Annotated in this window: 13 protein-coding genes, 1 pseudogene and 1 riboswitch; of the genes and pseudogenes, 6 read left to right on the forward strand and 8 right to left on the reverse strand. The window is 75.0% G+C overall.

The features are described 5' to 3' along the window. Positions 1-157: 157 nt before the first annotated feature. Entirely contained in the window at positions 158-1096 is a 939-nt protein-coding gene (locus tag ACFY7E_RS30755) for a terpene cyclase (RefSeq protein WP_389490606.1), read from the reverse strand. Between the two features lie 271 nt (positions 1097-1367). Then, a riboswitch (ZMP/ZTP riboswitch) is annotated at positions 1368-1475 on the forward strand. 28 nt (positions 1476-1503) lie between these two features. On the opposite strand from ACFY7E_RS30755, the gene ACFY7E_RS30760 reads away from it, so the two are divergent. Both ACFY7E_RS30760 and ACFY7E_RS30765 read left to right on the forward strand, forming a co-directional pair. After that, entirely contained in the window at positions 1504-2358 is an 855-nt protein-coding gene (locus ACFY7E_RS30760; protein ID WP_389490608.1) for a bifunctional 5,10-methylenetetrahydrofolate dehydrogenase/5,10-methenyltetrahydrofolate cyclohydrolase, read from the forward strand. A 7-nt stretch (positions 2359-2365) separates the two neighbouring features. After that, complete coding sequence (locus ACFY7E_RS30765) at positions 2366-3220, forward strand: hypothetical protein (RefSeq protein ID WP_389490610.1); 855 nt, start codon at positions 2366-2368, stop codon at positions 3218-3220. Positions 3221-3318: 98 nt separating this feature from the next. On the opposite strand, the gene ACFY7E_RS30770 is transcribed toward ACFY7E_RS30765, so the two are convergent. Together ACFY7E_RS30770 and ACFY7E_RS30775 are read right to left on the reverse strand one after the other, a co-directional pair. Next, positions 3319-4662, reverse strand: coding sequence for an SWF or SNF family helicase (locus tag ACFY7E_RS30770; protein ID WP_389490612.1), 1344 nt, complete (start codon positions 4660-4662; stop codon positions 3319-3321). Continuing rightward, entirely contained in the window at positions 4659-7595 is a 2937-nt protein-coding gene (locus ACFY7E_RS30775) for a DEAD/DEAH box helicase (RefSeq protein WP_389490736.1), read from the reverse strand. Before ACFY7E_RS30775 ends, ACFY7E_RS30770 begins: the two co-directional genes overlap by 4 nt. A gap of 326 nt (positions 7596-7921) precedes the next feature. On the opposite strand from ACFY7E_RS30775, the gene ACFY7E_RS30780 reads away from it, so the two are divergent. Further along, a complete protein-coding gene (locus tag ACFY7E_RS30780) occupies positions 7922-8998 on the forward strand; it encodes a fatty acid desaturase family protein (protein ID WP_389490615.1) in 1077 nt (358 codons plus the stop codon). A gap of 57 nt (positions 8999-9055) precedes the next feature. Here the strand turns inward: ACFY7E_RS30780 and ACFY7E_RS30785 are convergent, their stop codons facing one another. Beyond that, positions 9056-10432: a tannase/feruloyl esterase family alpha/beta hydrolase gene (locus ACFY7E_RS30785; protein ID WP_389490617.1), complete on the reverse strand. Its 1377-nt coding sequence runs from the start codon at positions 10430-10432 to the stop codon at positions 9056-9058. Positions 10433-10588: 156 nt separating this feature from the next. Next, a complete protein-coding gene (locus ACFY7E_RS30790; protein WP_389490620.1) occupies positions 10589-10831 on the reverse strand; it encodes a hypothetical protein in 243 nt (80 codons plus the stop codon). 167 nt (positions 10832-10998) lie between these two features. On the opposite strand from ACFY7E_RS30790, the gene ACFY7E_RS30795 reads away from it, so the two are divergent. After that, the gene (locus tag ACFY7E_RS30795) at positions 10999-11595 is read left to right on the forward strand and encodes an HD domain-containing protein (RefSeq protein WP_389490622.1); all 597 of its coding nucleotides are present in this window, start codon (positions 10999-11001) and stop codon (positions 11593-11595) included. Positions 11596-11637: 42 nt separating this feature from the next. Here ACFY7E_RS30795 and ACFY7E_RS30800 read toward each other — a convergent pair whose 3' ends face one another. The 3 genes from ACFY7E_RS30800 to ACFY7E_RS30810 all read right to left on the reverse strand — a co-directional run bounded on the left by ACFY7E_RS30800 (position 11638) and on the right by ACFY7E_RS30810 (position 13722). Continuing rightward, on the reverse strand, positions 11638-12546 hold the full coding sequence (locus tag ACFY7E_RS30800) for a hypothetical protein (protein WP_389490625.1): 909 nt from the start codon (positions 12544-12546) through the stop codon (positions 11638-11640). 97 nt (positions 12547-12643) lie between these two features. Then, positions 12644-12958, reverse strand: a complete 315-nt coding sequence (locus ACFY7E_RS30805; protein ID WP_389490627.1) for a hypothetical protein — start codon at positions 12956-12958, stop codon at positions 12644-12646. A 158-nt stretch (positions 12959-13116) separates the two neighbouring features. Then, complete coding sequence (locus ACFY7E_RS30810; RefSeq protein ID WP_389490630.1) at positions 13117-13722, reverse strand: class I SAM-dependent methyltransferase; 606 nt, start codon at positions 13720-13722, stop codon at positions 13117-13119. A gap of 282 nt (positions 13723-14004) precedes the next feature. Here ACFY7E_RS30810 and ACFY7E_RS30815 point away from each other — a divergent pair. Beyond that, positions 14005-14088 (forward strand): annotated as a pseudogene (locus ACFY7E_RS30815) (DUF742 domain-containing protein); the annotation flags it as partial. Further along, on the forward strand, positions 14072-14689 hold the full coding sequence (locus ACFY7E_RS30820; protein WP_389490632.1) for an ATP/GTP-binding protein: 618 nt from the start codon (positions 14072-14074) through the stop codon (positions 14687-14689). The pseudogene ACFY7E_RS30815 and the gene ACFY7E_RS30820, both read left to right, overlap by 17 nt. Positions 14690-14759 lie beyond the last annotated feature (70 nt).

Below are 14759 nucleotides of genomic sequence, written 5' to 3' on the forward strand. Positions count from 1 at the left end.
GGGCGCCGGCCCCCCCCCCCCCCCGGGGGGGGGGGGGCCCGCCGCGGGCGCGGGGGGGGCGGCGGCCCCCCCGCCCCCCGGGGCGGGGGGGGGGCCCCCCCGCCCCCCCCCCCCCCCGGGGGGGGGGCCCCCCCCCGCCCCCGCCCGCCCCCACCCCTCAGTCGCGGTAGCGGCCGGTGTCGACCTCCCAGCGGTGGTAGCCGGCGATCCAGCGGGCGAGGCCGTCGACGTACCGGTGGGCCGCCTCGCGTCCGGCCGGGGAGAGGCCGAGGAGGTCGCAGATCCCGGGGACCCGGGCGGACAGCTCCACGAAGCGGTCGACCATCGTCTGGGCCTCGCACATCACCTCGGCGGCCGCCTCCTCGGGGGTCCCGCCGCGCTCCTCGCGGACGATCATCACCATGTTGGCCACGTCGCCGCGCGCGAGCTCCTGCGCGTACGAGTGCACGTCGTTGGTGAACGACGGTATGTCGGCCGCCAGTTGACGCATGAGGCGGAGGGTCGGGTGGTGCAGCACCTCCTGCGGCACCTCGAACCGGTTGAGTCGTTCGATCATGTCGAAGAGCGTCTCCATGGCGGCCGTGCCCCGGCGGAGCGCCAGGTAGCCCTCCCGGTCGGGGAGCCGCCCGGAGAGCCGGCCGGCGGCCTCGGCGGGGTGGCAGGCGAAGTACCACTCCCAGTTGTAGGCGCTCCTGGCCCGCCACCGGGCGGACATGCCGTGCGCGCTGCGCTCCCACAGGTCGGCGAAGGCCAGCTCGACGGGGGTGCGGGCGCCGGGCGCGGGACCGTCCCCGTGCAGGAGGGCCGTCAGCCGGGTGCAGACCTCCGCCACCCGCGCGGGGGCCCGGCCGAGACCGGTGTCGAACCCGTCGTCGAAGAGGAAGTAGAAGCCGAGCAGGTCCGCGGCGAGGGCGAGCTCGCCGGTGGCGCAGTCGGGACTGGTGAAAGCGGCGAGCCGGGGCACGTCCCACCGGTCGTACACCGCCCGGTCGACGGCTCCGGCGAGCCCCTCGTGACGCTCCAGCCACTCCCGGTGGAGCCGCGCGACGGGCTCCCGGTCCGGATGACCGTGCGGCGGAAACGGAAGGTCGAGCACTGCGGCATGGAACACGGGCACCCCCAGGGCATCGGGCCCGGGTGCCCCCAACGCCCCCCGGCGCGATCGAAGAGTACTTGAATTGATCACTAACTGCCAGGAACAGCAAGGGGATCGATTCCGGATCGGCGCCACCGGGGCCGGGCCGTCGAACGCCGGAGCGGAGCCCGGGGATGGTCAGCGACGATCCGTCCCGTACGGACCGCCGCCGCCCGCCGCGGACCGGCCCGGACCTGTCCGAGACTCGCCCCCGGACCCTCACGTAGAGTGGAGCCCGGGCCGTGACTGGCGCTTGAGGTGGATCACCACCGGGGAGCGGCCCGGCGGAGCGCGCCCCTCGGCGCGCCCGTGCCGAATGCCGTGCGCCTGGGCGAACCACCGGTCAGAGACGACGCCCAGGAGTTGCCATGTCCACCAGCACCGCCGCCCTCATGGACGGTACGGCCCTCGCCCGCCGCACGGTCGAGGAGACCACCGCCCGCGCCGCCGAGGTCACCCGCCGCACCGGCGTCACCCCCTGTCTGGCGACCGTCCTGGTCGGCGCCGACCCGGCCTCCGTGACGTACGTGAAGATGAAGCAGAACCGCTGCGCGAAGGCCGGGATCCGCTCCCGGCACGTCGAGCTGCCCGCCACCACGACGACCGAGGAACTCGTCGCCGCGATCACCGCCCTCTCCCGGGACCCCGAGGTCCACGGCATCCTCCTCCAGCACCCGGTCGGCCCCCACATCGACGAGCGCGCCGCCTTCGAGGCCATCGCTCCGGAGAAGGACGTCGACGGCGTCACCACGGCCTCCTTCGCCGCCATGGGCTTCGGCCTGCCCGGCTTCGTCTCCTGCACGCCCGGCGGCATCATGCGCCTCCTCGACGCGTACGACGTCGAACTGAGCGGCAAGCGGGCCGTCGTGGTGGGCCGCAGCGCCATCCTCGGCAAGCCCGCCGGCCTGCTCCTCCTCGGCCGCGACGCCACCGTCACCTACTGCCACTCCCGCACCCGGGACCTCTCCTCGGTCGTCCGCGAGGCAGACGTGCTCGTCGCCGCCGTCGGCAAGCCGAACTTCATCAAGGGCGAGGACATCAAGCCCGGCGCCGTCGTCGTCGACGCCGGCTACAACCCGGGCAACGTCGGCGACGTCGACTTCGCGTCGGCCGCCGAGCGCGCCTCCCTCATCACCCCGGTCCCCGGCGGTGTCGGCCCCATGACCATCGCCGTGCTCCTCGCCCAGACGGTCGAGGGCGCCGAGCGCCAGCTGGGTCTGTAGGACGACGGTGACGGGGAGGCGGCAGGGCGCGCGTTCGGCGGTCGGCGGAGTGCTGCGCGGACGGCGCCCGGGCGACCGGGAACGTCCGCGCCGGGGCCGCCGACCGGCGGCGCGCCGCACCTCCCGGTTCGGCACGCCGCTCGTCCCGCTGCTCACGGCGGCCCTGGTGGCCACCGCTTTCCTGACCGTCCGGGACGGCGAGGGGAACGACGGCAACCCGACGGGCGCGCCGTCCCCCGTCGCCACCGGGGACGCCGCCCCTCCTCCGACGGGCGGTCCGACGTCCGGCGCGTCCGGCACCGGGACCACCGGCACGCCGACGCCCGGCACGACAGGCGACGGCACGACACGGGACGGCACGCCGGCGACCACGGCCGCGCGGGGCGCCACGCCGACGCGCGCGGAGCCCGGGCATCGGACCCCGCGGGCGAGCACGTCACCGGCGCCGTCCCGGACGAGCGGCACCGCCCCGGCACCCTCCGGCGTTCCGAAGGACGGTCGGCGCCCCGGCCGGCCCGTCTCCTTCGAGGCGCTGCGCGTGGGCGACTGCTTCGACATCGACCGCGACGCGCCGGGCACCGCCGTCCCGCGCCCCTGCGACACGCCGCACTCCGCGGAACTCGTCGCCCGGCCCCGGCTGACCGGCCGTTACGCCACGGACCGGGCGGTGCGCGAGGCGGCCACGGAGCTCTGCCGCGAACCGCTGCGCCGCAAGGCCGCCCGGCAGCCGTCCGGCACGCGCTGGACGACCTTCGTCCAGTACCCGTACCGGACGAGCCACCTCCTCGGCTCGGACACCGCCGCCTGCAGTCTGGCCGCCCCCTCCACCGCCGGCGGCAGCATCGGCCACCGGCTCAGGTAGCGCACGCCGGTTCACGCGACGCGGCACCCATGGACGCGTCCGTCCGGCGCCCACGACGCGTCCGTACGGTCGTCTCCGACGCGGGCGGTGCCCCGGGATCAGGCGGCGCCCGCCGCGAACGCCGTCGCCAGGGCCGCCGCCGGGTCCCGGTCCGGCGGACCCGCCGGAGTCCAGCGGCCGGCGGAGCCGAGGTACGGCCACCAGCGGCCGTCCTCGCCGAGCCGCAGCTGCGCCTCCACGCCCACGACCGTCCACCGCGCGCCGCCCGCCCGTCGCAGCACCGGCCGTTCGTCGTCCTCCCAGGCCTCCGCGAGCCGCGCCCCGGCGCGGGCCGACGCCCCGGCGTCCGGTGTCCACTCCTCCTCCAGTACGGCGAGGGCGGCGGCGCCTCCGAACCGCCACGCGCGCGTGGCGAGGTCCAGGTCCGCCCGCGACCGGCCCGAACCGGTGGCGAGCCGCGCCGCGATCCGCGGGGCGGGAGAGCCCGCGGCGAGCCGTACCGCGTCCTGAGCCGCGGTCAGGGCCGACCCCGTCGGATCCGTCTCCGTCAGGTCCGCCCCCGTGAACTCCGGCACGTCCCCGCCCGGCCCCAGGGCCCCGGCGAGGAACCGGTGCGCACGGGCCGCCGCGTCCGCCGCGAGGAACTCGAGGGCCGCCGGGTCCACCCCCGGCTCCGGCTCGGTGTCCGTGTCCAGGGAGGGGGCCCGGCCCGGTGCGGCCGGGAGGTCCGGGGGAGCGGGCAGCGGCGGCAGCAGGAACGCCGACGCGTACGCCTCCTCGGCCAGCACGCCCGGCATCCCGCCGACGCCCCCGGGAGCGCCGTCACGGTCGCTCCCGTCACGTCCCGGGGGAGCGGCGGCACGCGAAGCGCTGCGCGCCTGGAGCTGGTCGAGCAGGGTGCGCTCGCCGCGCCCGCGCATCAGGAGCAGCACGAAGGGGTCCTCGTCCAGGAGCCGCGCCACCTGGTAGCAGAGCGCCGCCGTGTGCGGGCAGTGGTCCCAGGCCTCGCAGCCGCACTCCGGATCGAGGTCGCCGATGCCCGGCAGCAGATCGAGACCGGCGGCCGCCGCGTCCTCCACCAGGTGCGGCGGCATCTCGCGGTCGAGCAGGGCCGCGATGTGGCCCGCGCTGTCCACCGCGAGGTCGAGCAGCCGCTCCCACTCCTCCTCGGAGAACTCCCGCACCAGCACGTCGCTCCGGTGCGCCGTGCCGTCCCGGTCCTTGACCACCGCGGTGATCCGGCCGGGCCGCACCGACACGGCCCCCACCGCCCCCGCGCGCGCGTGCCGCCGCCCCGCCTTGAGCTGCTGGTTGTCGAGCGCGGTGTCCTCCAGGGCCTTGAGCCACGTCAGGCCCCACCAGGTCCGGGTGAACGCCCCGCCCCGGGCCGGCGGCAGCGCCGCGAAGGTCCGCTCGTCGTCCCCATGTCCGTACCCGCTCATCGTCCGTCCCCTCGCAGTCGCACCAGCTCCGCCAGTTCGGCGTCGGTCAGCTCGGTCAGCTCCGGCGACACGTCCCCGCCGGTGCCGAGGACAGAGTCCGCGAGCTCCCGCTTGCGGTCGAGCATCGCGGCGATCCGGTCCTCGATCGTGCCCTCGGCGATCAGCCGGTGGACCTGCACCGGCCGGTCCTGCCCGATCCGGTACGCGCGGTCGGTGGCCTGCGCCTCGACCGCCGGGTTCCACCAGCGGTCGTAGTGCACGACGTGCTCGGCGCGGGTGAGGTTGAGCCCCGTGCCCGCGGCCTTCAGGGAGAGCAGGAAGACCGGGATCTCCCCGTTCTGGAAGCGGGCGACCATCGCCTCCCGCTCCGCGACCGGCGTGCCGCCGTGCAGGAACTGCGTCCGCACGCCCCGGGCCGCGAGGTGCGCCTCCAGGAGCCGGGCCATCCCCACGTACTGGGTGAAGACCAGGGTGCACGCGCCCTCGGCGAGGATCGTGTCGAGGAGCTCGTCGAGCAGCTCCAGCTTGCCCGACCGCCCCCCGATCCTCGGCCGCTCCTCCTTGAGGTACTGGGCGGGGTGGTTGCAGATCTGCTTGAGCCCCGTCAGGAGCTTGACGACCAGACCGCGGCGCGCCATGCCGTCGGCCGCGGAGATCGCCGCCAGCGTCTCCCGCACCACCGCCTCGTACAGACCGGCCTGTTCGGGCGTCAGCGACACGGCCCGGTCGGTCTCCGTCTTCGGCGGAAGCTCGGGCGCGATGCCGGGGTCCGACTTGCGGCGGCGCAGCAGGAACGGCCGGACGAGCGCGGCCAGGCGCGCGGCGGCGGCCGGGTCGCGGCCGCCCTCGACGGCGGAGGCGAACCGGGTGCGGAAGGCGGCCAGGCCGCCGAGCAGCCCCGGCGTGGTCCAGTCGAGGATCGCCCACAGCTCGGAGAGGTTGTTCTCCACCGGCGTGCCGGAGAGCGCCACACGTGCGCGTGCCCCGATGGTCCGCAGCCGGCGTGCCGTCGCCGAGTACGGGTTCTTGACGTGCTGCGCCTCGTCCGCGACGACGAGTCCCCAGTCCCGCCCGGCGAGCCGCTCGGCGTCGAGCCGCATGGTGCCGTACGTGGTGAGGACGAAACCGCCGTCGGGGACCCCCTCCAGGTCGCGGGCGGTGCCGTGGAAGCGGCGCACCGGCGTGCCGGGCGCGAACTTCTCGATCTCCCGCTGCCAGTTGCCCATGAGCGAGGTCGGGCAGACGACGAGGGTGGGTCCCGCCGAGGCCGGATCGGTCTGCCGGTGCAGGTGCAGGGCGATGACCGTGATCGTCTTGCCGAGGCCCATGTCGTCGGCGAGGCAGCCGCCGAGACCGAGCGAGGTCATCCGGTGCAGCCAGTCGAGTCCACGCAGCTGGTAGTCGCGCAGGGTCGCGGCGAGCGCGGCGGGCTGGACCACCTCGGGCCGGCCGTCCCCGGGGTGCGCGAGCCGTTCGCGCAGGCGCTCCAGGGGGCCGGTCGCCGCCACCTCGACGGTGTGCCCGTCGACCTCGGTCGTACCGGTGAGGACGGCGGAGAGGGCGTCCACCGGTGTGACCTTGCGGTCCTGGTGGGTCCTGGCGCGGCGCACCTCGGCCGGATCGACGAGCACCCACCGGTCGCGCAGCCGCACGAGGGGCCGCCCGGCCTCGGCGAGCCGGTCGAGCTCGGCGCGGGACACCTCGTGGTCCCCCACGGCGAAACGCCAGTTGAAGGCGAGGAGGGAGTCGGAGGCGAGGAGGGAGGGCAGGGAGGAGGAGCCCGCGTCGGTACGGGTGCCGCCGTCGCCGAAGCCGTCGTCGGCGCCGGTGTCCACGAGGGCGCCGGGCGTGCGCGGGCCGATCACCGCCCGGGCCGTCAGCCGCGCGTCGAGTTCGCGCGGCCAGTGGACCCGGACGCCCAGGGCCGCGAGGGCGTCGGCCGCCGGGCCCAGAAGCTCCGAGACCTCCTCGTCGGCCAGTTCGACCGCGTCGGGCACGGCCGCCGACAGGAGCGGGGAGAGCGGGGGCCAGGCGCGGGCGGCGCGCCGGAGGGCGAGGAGGGCGTCCATGCGGGCGCGGGGTCCGAGCGCCGCTCCGGCCGGTCCCGAGCCGGACCACACCTCGGCCGCGTCCGCGACCAGGGTCGGATCGGCGACGCCGTGCAGCTGGAGCACCGCCCGGAATCCGGGCGCCTCCCGCGACTCGGCGGTGAAACCGGGCAGTTCGAGGCGGAGCGAGAGCCGGACGCCCGCGTCGTGCACGGCGGCCACGTCGGCCGCCCACGCACGCTGTGCGGGAACGGCCTGCGGCTCCTCGGCCGCGAAGGCGGGCCCGCCGGCCGCCAGGGGAGCCGCCGGGGTGCGCGGCAGGGTGTCCGCGACGGCGTCGGCGAAGGCCCGGAGCAGCGCCTCGGGCTCCGGCAGCAGCGGCGGTTCGCCGGGGGAGGCGGAGGCGTCGGGCGGAAGGGGTACGGCATGGGCGGTGGGCGGCATCGACGCGGCGAGCGTACGGAGCCTTTCCAGCTCCTCGGGGCCGAGCGGCCCGGCCCGCCACGCGTCGTGGTCGCCGGGCGTGAGGCCGGGCAGGAGCAGACCGCGTGCCACGAGGTCGAGGGCGAGCAGTGCGGCGGCGCCCCAGAAGGCGGTCGCGGGGGAGGCGGTGTCCGAGGACCGGGCACGGACGAGCAGCGGCAGGGCGTCCCGTACGGAGAGGGTGCGGGCGGGGACGGTCACGGCCCTGAGGTCGTCACCGTCCACGACCGTGAGTTCGCCGACGGTCGCGGGGGCGCCGGGGGAGTCCGGCAGCGGCTCGCCGTCCGGGGACCAGAAGGCGATCCGTCCGGCGCGGGGCGGGTCGGCGGGGAGGAAGACGGCGGAGTGGCGGGAGAGGTTCCGGGCGGGTTCGCGGGCCGAATCATCGGGTCCGTGCGACAGCGACAACGCATTCCTCAAATTTGACTACTGGGGACCGAGTCGCCGAGAGTACCCCACCGAACTCTGTGACGCTCCTTCATTTCGAGTGATCCACGCCACAGTTCGTTCGTCTCTTTCGGGAGGCGTCCTCCGGGATGGAGCTCTCCACGGTGGGGCTTCCCTCACCCCGACCCCCTGGGGCACCCCCCACCCGGGACGGGTGGTGACGCCATGGCTCCGGCAGGTCACGCGTCCGTACGTTCAGTGGGCACCCACCGGCCGACCCGCCGCCCCGCCGACCGGCCCGCCCCCGGTCGCCCACCGCCCGACAGAAACCGGAGCCCGCCATGTCCCAGGCCACCGTCCTGCCCCCGGCCGCCGCACCCGCCACCGCGCCCGTCCGCGCCGGGCGCGGCAGCGAGTTCACCCCGCTCCTGCGGACGGTCAGGGAACAGGGCCTCCTCGCACACCGGCCCGGCTGGTACGCCCGTGTCATCGCCCTCAACCTCCTCGGCATCGCCGCCGTGGTGACCGGACTCGCCCTCGTCGGACCCTCCTGGTGGGCGCTCCCGCTCGCCGTCCCCCTCGCCCTGCTCTCCGCTCGCGCCGCCTTCGTCGGCCACGACGCCGGGCACGCCCAGATCACCGCCGACCGCAAGGTGAGCCGCGCCGTCCAGCTCGTCCACGCCAACCTCCTCCTCGGCATGAGCCGGGAGTGGTGGAACGACAAGCACAACCGTCACCACGCCCACCCCAACCACCTCGACAAGGACCCGGACGTCGCGGCCGACGTCCTCGTGTTCGCCGAGCACCAGACAGCGGGCCGCACGGGTCTGCGCGGCTTCCTCACCCGCCATCAGGCCGGGCTGTTCTTCCCCCTGACGAGCCTGGAGGGCATCGCCCTCAAGGCGTACGGGATCCGGGCCCTGCTCGCGAAGGACGGCCCCTGCCGCACCCGGCGCGAACGGCTCGTCGAGGGCGGCCTGCTCCTCGCCCACTTCGCCGGGTACGCGGCCCTGCTGCTCACCCTCCTCACCCCCGCCCAGGCCCTGGTCTTCGCCCTGCTCCACCAGATGCTCCTCGGCGTCCACCTGGGCATGGCCTTCGCCCCCAACCACAAGGGCATGGAACGGCCGGACGAGCACGAGGACGGCGACAGCTGGGGCCATCTGCGCCGCCAGGTGCTCACCTCGCGCAACATCCGTGGCGGCGCCCTGACCGACTGGTTCCTCGGCGGGCTCAACTACCAGGTAGAGCACCACCTCTTCCCCGGCATGCCGCGCCCGAACCTCCGGCTCGCCCAGCCCGCCGTACGGGCCCACTGCGCCGCGCTCGGCGTGCCGTACACGGAGACCGGCTTCGTCGACTCGTACCGCCAGGCCCTCGGTCACCTGCACGAGGTGGGTGCGCCCCTGCGCGTGTGAACGGGACCGGGACCGGGTCGCCGGAGGGCTGTGCCGCCCTCCGGCGACCCGGGACGCTCAGCCCTCCAGCGCGCAGGAGTTGACCACGTCCCCGTCCGCCGGCCGTGCGATCGTGCGGTCCGCGGGCGGGGCCGTGCCCTCCTCGACCCAGCGCGTCAGCGCGTCGAACGCCGAGCGGTAGCACGGCAGGATCGGCCGCAGCCGGTCCGGATACGTGTCGTACAGACCGTCGGTGTGCGTCCCGCCCCGCACCGTGTAGTACCGGTGCAGCCGGCCCCGCCCCCGGTCGTCGATCATCCGCGCGTACACGTCGGAGTCGGTGGCGACGGGCAGCAGGGTGTCCAGGTCGCCGTGGAGCGTGACGAGGGGCTTGCCGATCCGCCCGGTGAGCGCGACCTTCGCGACGGCGCGGTGGACGGACGCCGGCCGGGAGGCGTAGTCGTACGAGGCGTCCGAGGCGCAGGGCGCGAAGATCTCCGCCGCGGTCCGGCCGGCGGTGGAGCCGGGGCAGGCCGGGTCGTACGGGGGGTCGAACTCGGCCCGGAAGATCTTCTGCGTCAGCCCCCAGTACGCCTGTTCGTGGTAGGGCCAGAGGAAGCGCGAGCCCGGCGCGAAACCGGCCCCGATCAGGTCCTCGTCGGTGGCCCGCCCCAGGGAGCGCGCCACGGTGACGGGCAGGCTGGTCAGGAGGTTGGGGCCGTCCGCGGTCCACAGGACCCCCTCCCAGTCGACCCCGCCGTCGTACAGCTCGGGCCGGTTCTCCAACTGCCAGCGCGTCAGATAGCCGGCGTTGGAGATGCCGGTCATGTACGTGTGGTCCGCGGTCCGCCCGTACCGCTGCCGCACGGCCTTCTTCGCGGCGAGCGTCAGCTCGGTCACCCGGCGGTTCCACTCGGCGACCGCGTCGCCGGGCCTCCGGCCGTCGGTGAAGAAGTCCGGGCCGGTGTTGCCCTTGTCGGTCGAGGCGTAGGCGAAGCCCCGGGCGAGCACCTGGTCGGAGATGAGGGCGTCCGTGGAGTACTGGCGGCGGGTGCCGGGCGCGCCGGTGACGACGAGCCCGCCGTTCCAGCGGTCCGGCAGCCGGATGACGAACTGCGCGTCGTGGGCCCAGCCGTGCGTGGCGTTGAGCCGCGAGTCGTCGGGGAAGTAGCCGTCGATCTGGACGCCCGGCACCCCCGAGGGGTTGCGGGTCCCCTTCGCGGCGAGACCGGCCTGGTCCGCCATGTCGGTGTACGGCGTGCCTGCGAGCCCCGCGGTCGTCAGGTCCTCCAGACAGGCGGACTGCTGGTGCCCGGCGCCGGGCACGTGGAGCCGGTCCTGACGCGCGCAGTGCGCGGCGGCCCCCGGGTCGGCTCCGGCGGGGGAGGCGGGGGCGAGGAGGGTGATCCCGGCCAGGAACGCGGCGAACAGGGAGACGCCCGGGGACAGGCGCATGGTGGGCCTCCGGTGGGACGGCGGAAAGTGAAGCGGCGCCACATCGTGCGGCGCGCCCCTTCCGCCGGACCATGGTCCGAGAACACATCTCGGACCGCCGCTCCATGGGGTCCGCCTCTTCCGTCACGGGACAGCCCTCGGGTCGTCCCTTCCGGATCACCGGTACTTCGCCTGCGGGACGATGACACCTTCTCCGGCGAAGACTTTCCGGTCGAGTGGGACGGCCCCGTGCCGGACGCGCAGGTGACGCGCCGTTCGTCCGAAGGGAAATGGCACGGTGTAAATGAAGATCCCGGCTTGTCGCCCTATCCGGTGCTCGCTTTCAAGGGTCACGACGACACGCAGAGTCTCCCATTCTTTCTGGAGCACGGGGAGCTTCGGATGGATGGGACCGTCCATGCGGACGGAGGCGATCCTTGTCCCTACCCGTGTCACTACGAACGCACTTCTGTCGACCCTGAAGGATAAGGAGGTGCCTGCGGGCCCACCGGACACTCACCGGCATGTCCTCCGCTCCGGATGACGGGATCCGCAGCCGCGACGAGGAGGGGCCCTAGGCTGCGGGGATGCACATTCCCTCGGTCGACGAGATCCGCGCGCTGCACAGGAAACACGCTCCTCACGAGGAGGCGTTCGCACTCGTCCTGACCCACTGCGAGATCGTGTGGCGGATCGCCGAGCGACTGCTCCCGCGCGTGGGCGGGAACCTCGACCCGGAGCTCGTACGCGCCGGGTGCCTGCTGCACGACATCGGGGTGTACCGCCTGTACGACGCCGAGGGACGCCTCGACGGCCGGAACTACATCCGCCACGGGATCCTGGGACACGAACTCCTGGCGGCCGAAGGACTCCCGGAGGCCGTGTGCAGGTTCTGCTCGTGCCACACGGGTGTCGGGCTGACCGAGGAGGACGTGATCGCGCAGGGGCTGCCGCTGCCGCCGGCCGACTACGTGGCGGTCACGCCGGAGGAACGGCTGGTCATGTACGCGGACAAGTTCCACAGCAAGAGCACGCCGCCGAAGTTCCTCTCCCCGGAGACCTGCACGGTGTCCGTGAGCCGGTTCGGCCAGGACAAGGTCGCGGCCTTCGGGGCGCTGCGCACGGCGTACGGCGACCCGGAGCTCGACGACCTGGCCGCCGCGTACGGGCACGCCCTGACCTGAGGTACGGAGCCCCGGGAGCCGGTGGCGGGAAGCGGGTCCGGCTCAGGCCGGGCGTACGGCCATCGCGTCGAGGCCGTCGAGGAGAGCGGGGAGCCTCTCCCCCCGGGCCACCGGCAGCACCTCGCGCGGCACCTCGTCGAGCAGGACGAACGCCATGTCGCCGGCCCTCGCCACGAACGACCAGCCGGGGCCGTCCGCCCGCAGCAGCGGCGCGCCGGCCTCCGCGCCGGAGGACGACCGCACCCGTCCCAGCGGCGGCGGTTCCTCCAGATAGGCGTGCAGCTCGTCCAGGACCCTCCTGACACCGTCGTACGGCGCGGCCCCGGAGGCCCGGGCGGGCGCGGCGGGCACGGTCGGCGGCGCACCACCGCCGACCGCCGCCCCCGGCTCCGGCGCGCCCTCCGGGGTCGGCTCGTCCTCCGAAGCCGGTGCGTCCTCCGCGTACGTGCCGTCGTCGTTGATCCGGGACCGCCAGGCGGTCCAGTGGAGCGCCACCTGGTCGGCGCCCAGCCGGCGCTGGGCCGGTCCCCACACGTCGCCCGACGGCGGGGTCAGCAGAGCGGGGTCGCCCTCCTCGGGCTCCGGGTCGTGCGGGGCCGGCACCCCCGGGGCGGCGGTGGCCACGGCAAGCGGCCAGCCCGGCAGCCCGGCGACCACGGACCGCTCGTCCGGGGACAGGTCGTAGGCCATGCCGCAGTCCCAGGAGGAGATCGCCACCGCGACCAGTGACACGTCGTCGACGACCACCGTCCACCGCGCCCCCAGACCGTCCTGGCCGAAGACGAGCCCGTAGCCCTCCGGATGCGGCCCCAGTCCCAGCGCCGCACAGGCCGCCGGATAGTCGTCACCGAGCACGCTCGGGAAGCGCGCGGGCGTCAGCAGCGCCGCGGTCAGCACGAACAGCGCGTCCGCGTCGCCGGCCTCCTCGGCGATCGGGTCCGTCCCAGCCACGGCAGCCTCCCCATCCGGTCGTCGGCGCACCTTAACCAGTGAGTAACCCACGCGTCGAGGGTCCCCGCCTCGGAAGTCCCCGCCCGTCCGCCCGGCGTCACGCCGGGTCGTTCCGCAGGCCGAGCAGCGAGCGGGCCACGGTGAGCGGTGGCTCGTTCCGCTCCCGGGCGAGCGCGACGAGGGCCCGGCAGGCCAGTTCGTTCACGCCGAAGGAGAGCGCGCCGGGGGAGACGCGGTTCGCGGCCTCCTCCGCCCGGGCCTGGTCGTCCTCGGCGCACGCGGCCACGTACACCGCCGCCGCCTCGAAGAGGTTGTGTCCCTGCCGGGCGGGCCGCGCGGGCGCCGGCGCGGCCGCGGAGGGCTTCCGGGCGAAGAGGAGGAGTCTGCGGAGTCTTTCCGGTATCTGCGTCACGGCCCGCCGCCTTTCCCGGGCACGACTGCCCGGCAGATCCACCGTAGACAGGGAAGTGCCGGTGCAGAAGAGCGCGTCGGTGCCCGAGGGCCGGGTGCGGGGGGGGCGTCTTTCCGGCAGGGAACGGGACTCCCCGCCGGAAAGACGCCTACTGCGGTTCAGCCCTCGCGGACGGACAGGGCCAGGTACCGCGTGTCCTCGTCGACGTAGTCCACGAGCCGCCAGCCGGCCCCGGCGAGCAGGGGACGAAGCCGGGGCTCGGCGCGCAGGTCGTCCGGTGAGAGGGCACGGCCGTGCCGGGCCGCCAGAGCGGCCCGCCCGATCGGATGGAACAGCGCGAGCCTGCCGCCGGGCCGTACGACACGGGCGAGCTCCCGCAGACCCTCGGCGGGGTTCGCGAGGTGCGAGACGAGTCCCGCGCCGAAGACGGCGTCGAGCGCGCCGTCGCGGACGGGCAGCCGGCCGACGTCGGCGAGGAGCAGTGTCCCGCCGTCCGCGCCGCCGCGCCCGGCCAGGACGGCCCGTTCGAGCATCTCGGGGGTGAGGTCCACCCCGACGACGGTGCCGGAGGGGCCGACGGCGGCGCGGAGCGGCGGAAGCGCACGGCCGGTCCCGCAGCCCGCGTCGAGGACCGAGCCCCCCGGGCGCAGGCCCAGCTCGGCCACGGCGGCGGCGTACGCGGGACCGTCGTCGGGGAACCGGCTGTCCCAGTCGGCGGCGCGGGCACCGAAGAATTCTCGGACGCGTGTGGGGTCGTCGCTCATACGCTCATGATCCCTCACCCGGAGGGGCGGCGGTCCGGCGTGGGTGCCTTCCGGAAGGGCGGCGGCCCGGCACCCGTACCGCCCGGAGGGACGAACGCTCGCCCCGCGCTTTCTGGGTGAGCGTTCGAACTCTGCGCGATCGTTCGGTGGCAGCTATCCGCCACATTCCATCGGCTTTCGAAAAGCGCCCCCGGCACGCCCCCCGATGCGCACTAGCGTCCCCGGGTCATGGGACACCTGGACCACGCCGCCTCCGGCCGGCTCACCCCCGTGCCGGCGTTCGTCCGTGTCGGCCGACTCGTGCCGCCCGCGCGGCTCCCCGACGAAAGAATCCCGAGGGAAGTAACCGATGGCCTACGAGCACTCCGAGAGAACCGGCGTGGACGACGACACGGACGACACCGCCCTCGCCCTGAAGATCCTCGTCGCCGGAGGGTTCGGCGTCGGCAAGACCACCCTCGTCGGCGCGGTCAGTGAGATCCGGCCCCTGCGCACCGAGGAGCGGCTCAGCCGGGCCGGGGAACTCTTCGACGACACCGGCGGCGTGGACCGGAAGACCACCACGACCGTCGCCATGGACTTCGGCCGCGTCACGATCCGCTCCGGGCTCTCGCTCCACCTCTTCGGCACCCCCGGTCAGGACCGGTTCTGGTTCCTGTGGGACGAACTGGCTCGGGGAGCGCTGGGGGCGGTCGTCCTCGCCGACACCCGGCGCCTGGAGGACTGCTTCCCGGCGGTCGACTACTTCGAGCACCGACGGATCCCCTTCGTGGTCGCCGTCAACCGCTTCACGGGCGCGCGTACCCACAGCGCGCACGACGTCTCCCACGCACTCGACCTGGACCGGGGCACGCCCGTCGTGCTGTGCGACGCGCGCGACCGGGACTCGGGGAAGGAGGTGCTGGTCCGCCTGGTCGAGTACGCCGGACGGATGCACACCGCCCGGCTCCTCGACACCGTCGGCTGAGCTGCGGGTGGGGGAGTGGGGCCGGGTGTTCCACCCGTTGGGGCGTTGGGGCGTTGGGGCGTTGGGGCGT

This window comes from Streptomyces sp. NPDC012825, from assembly GCF_042900925.1.
Taxonomy (GTDB): Bacteria; Actinomycetota; Actinomycetes; order Streptomycetales; family Streptomycetaceae; genus Streptomyces.

Excerpts from the sequence above, each read along its gene's own strand:
- ACFY7E_RS30760 (WP_389490608.1), top strand. The coding sequence starts at position 1,504 with ATGTCCACCAGCACCGCCGCCCTCATGGACGGTACGGCCCTCGCCCGC.
- ACFY7E_RS30770 (WP_389490612.1), bottom strand. The coding sequence starts at position 4,662 with ATGAGCGGGTACGGACATGGGGACGACGAGCGGACCTTCGCGGCGCTG.
- ACFY7E_RS30780 (WP_389490615.1), top strand. The coding sequence starts at position 7,922 with ATGTCCCAGGCCACCGTCCTGCCCCCGGCCGCCGCACCCGCCACCGCG.
- ACFY7E_RS30785 (WP_389490617.1), bottom strand. The coding sequence starts at position 10,432 with ATGCGCCTGTCCCCGGGCGTCTCCCTGTTCGCCGCGTTCCTGGCCGGG.
- ACFY7E_RS30790 (WP_389490620.1), bottom strand. The coding sequence starts at position 10,831 with ATGGACGGTCCCATCCATCCGAAGCTCCCCGTGCTCCAGAAAGAATGG.
- ACFY7E_RS30795 (WP_389490622.1), top strand. The coding sequence starts at position 10,999 with ATGCACATTCCCTCGGTCGACGAGATCCGCGCGCTGCACAGGAAACAC.
- ACFY7E_RS30810 (WP_389490630.1), bottom strand. The coding sequence starts at position 13,722 with ATGAGCGACGACCCCACACGCGTCCGAGAATTCTTCGGTGCCCGCGCC.
- ACFY7E_RS30820 (WP_389490632.1), top strand. The coding sequence starts at position 14,072 with ATGGCCTACGAGCACTCCGAGAGAACCGGCGTGGACGACGACACGGAC.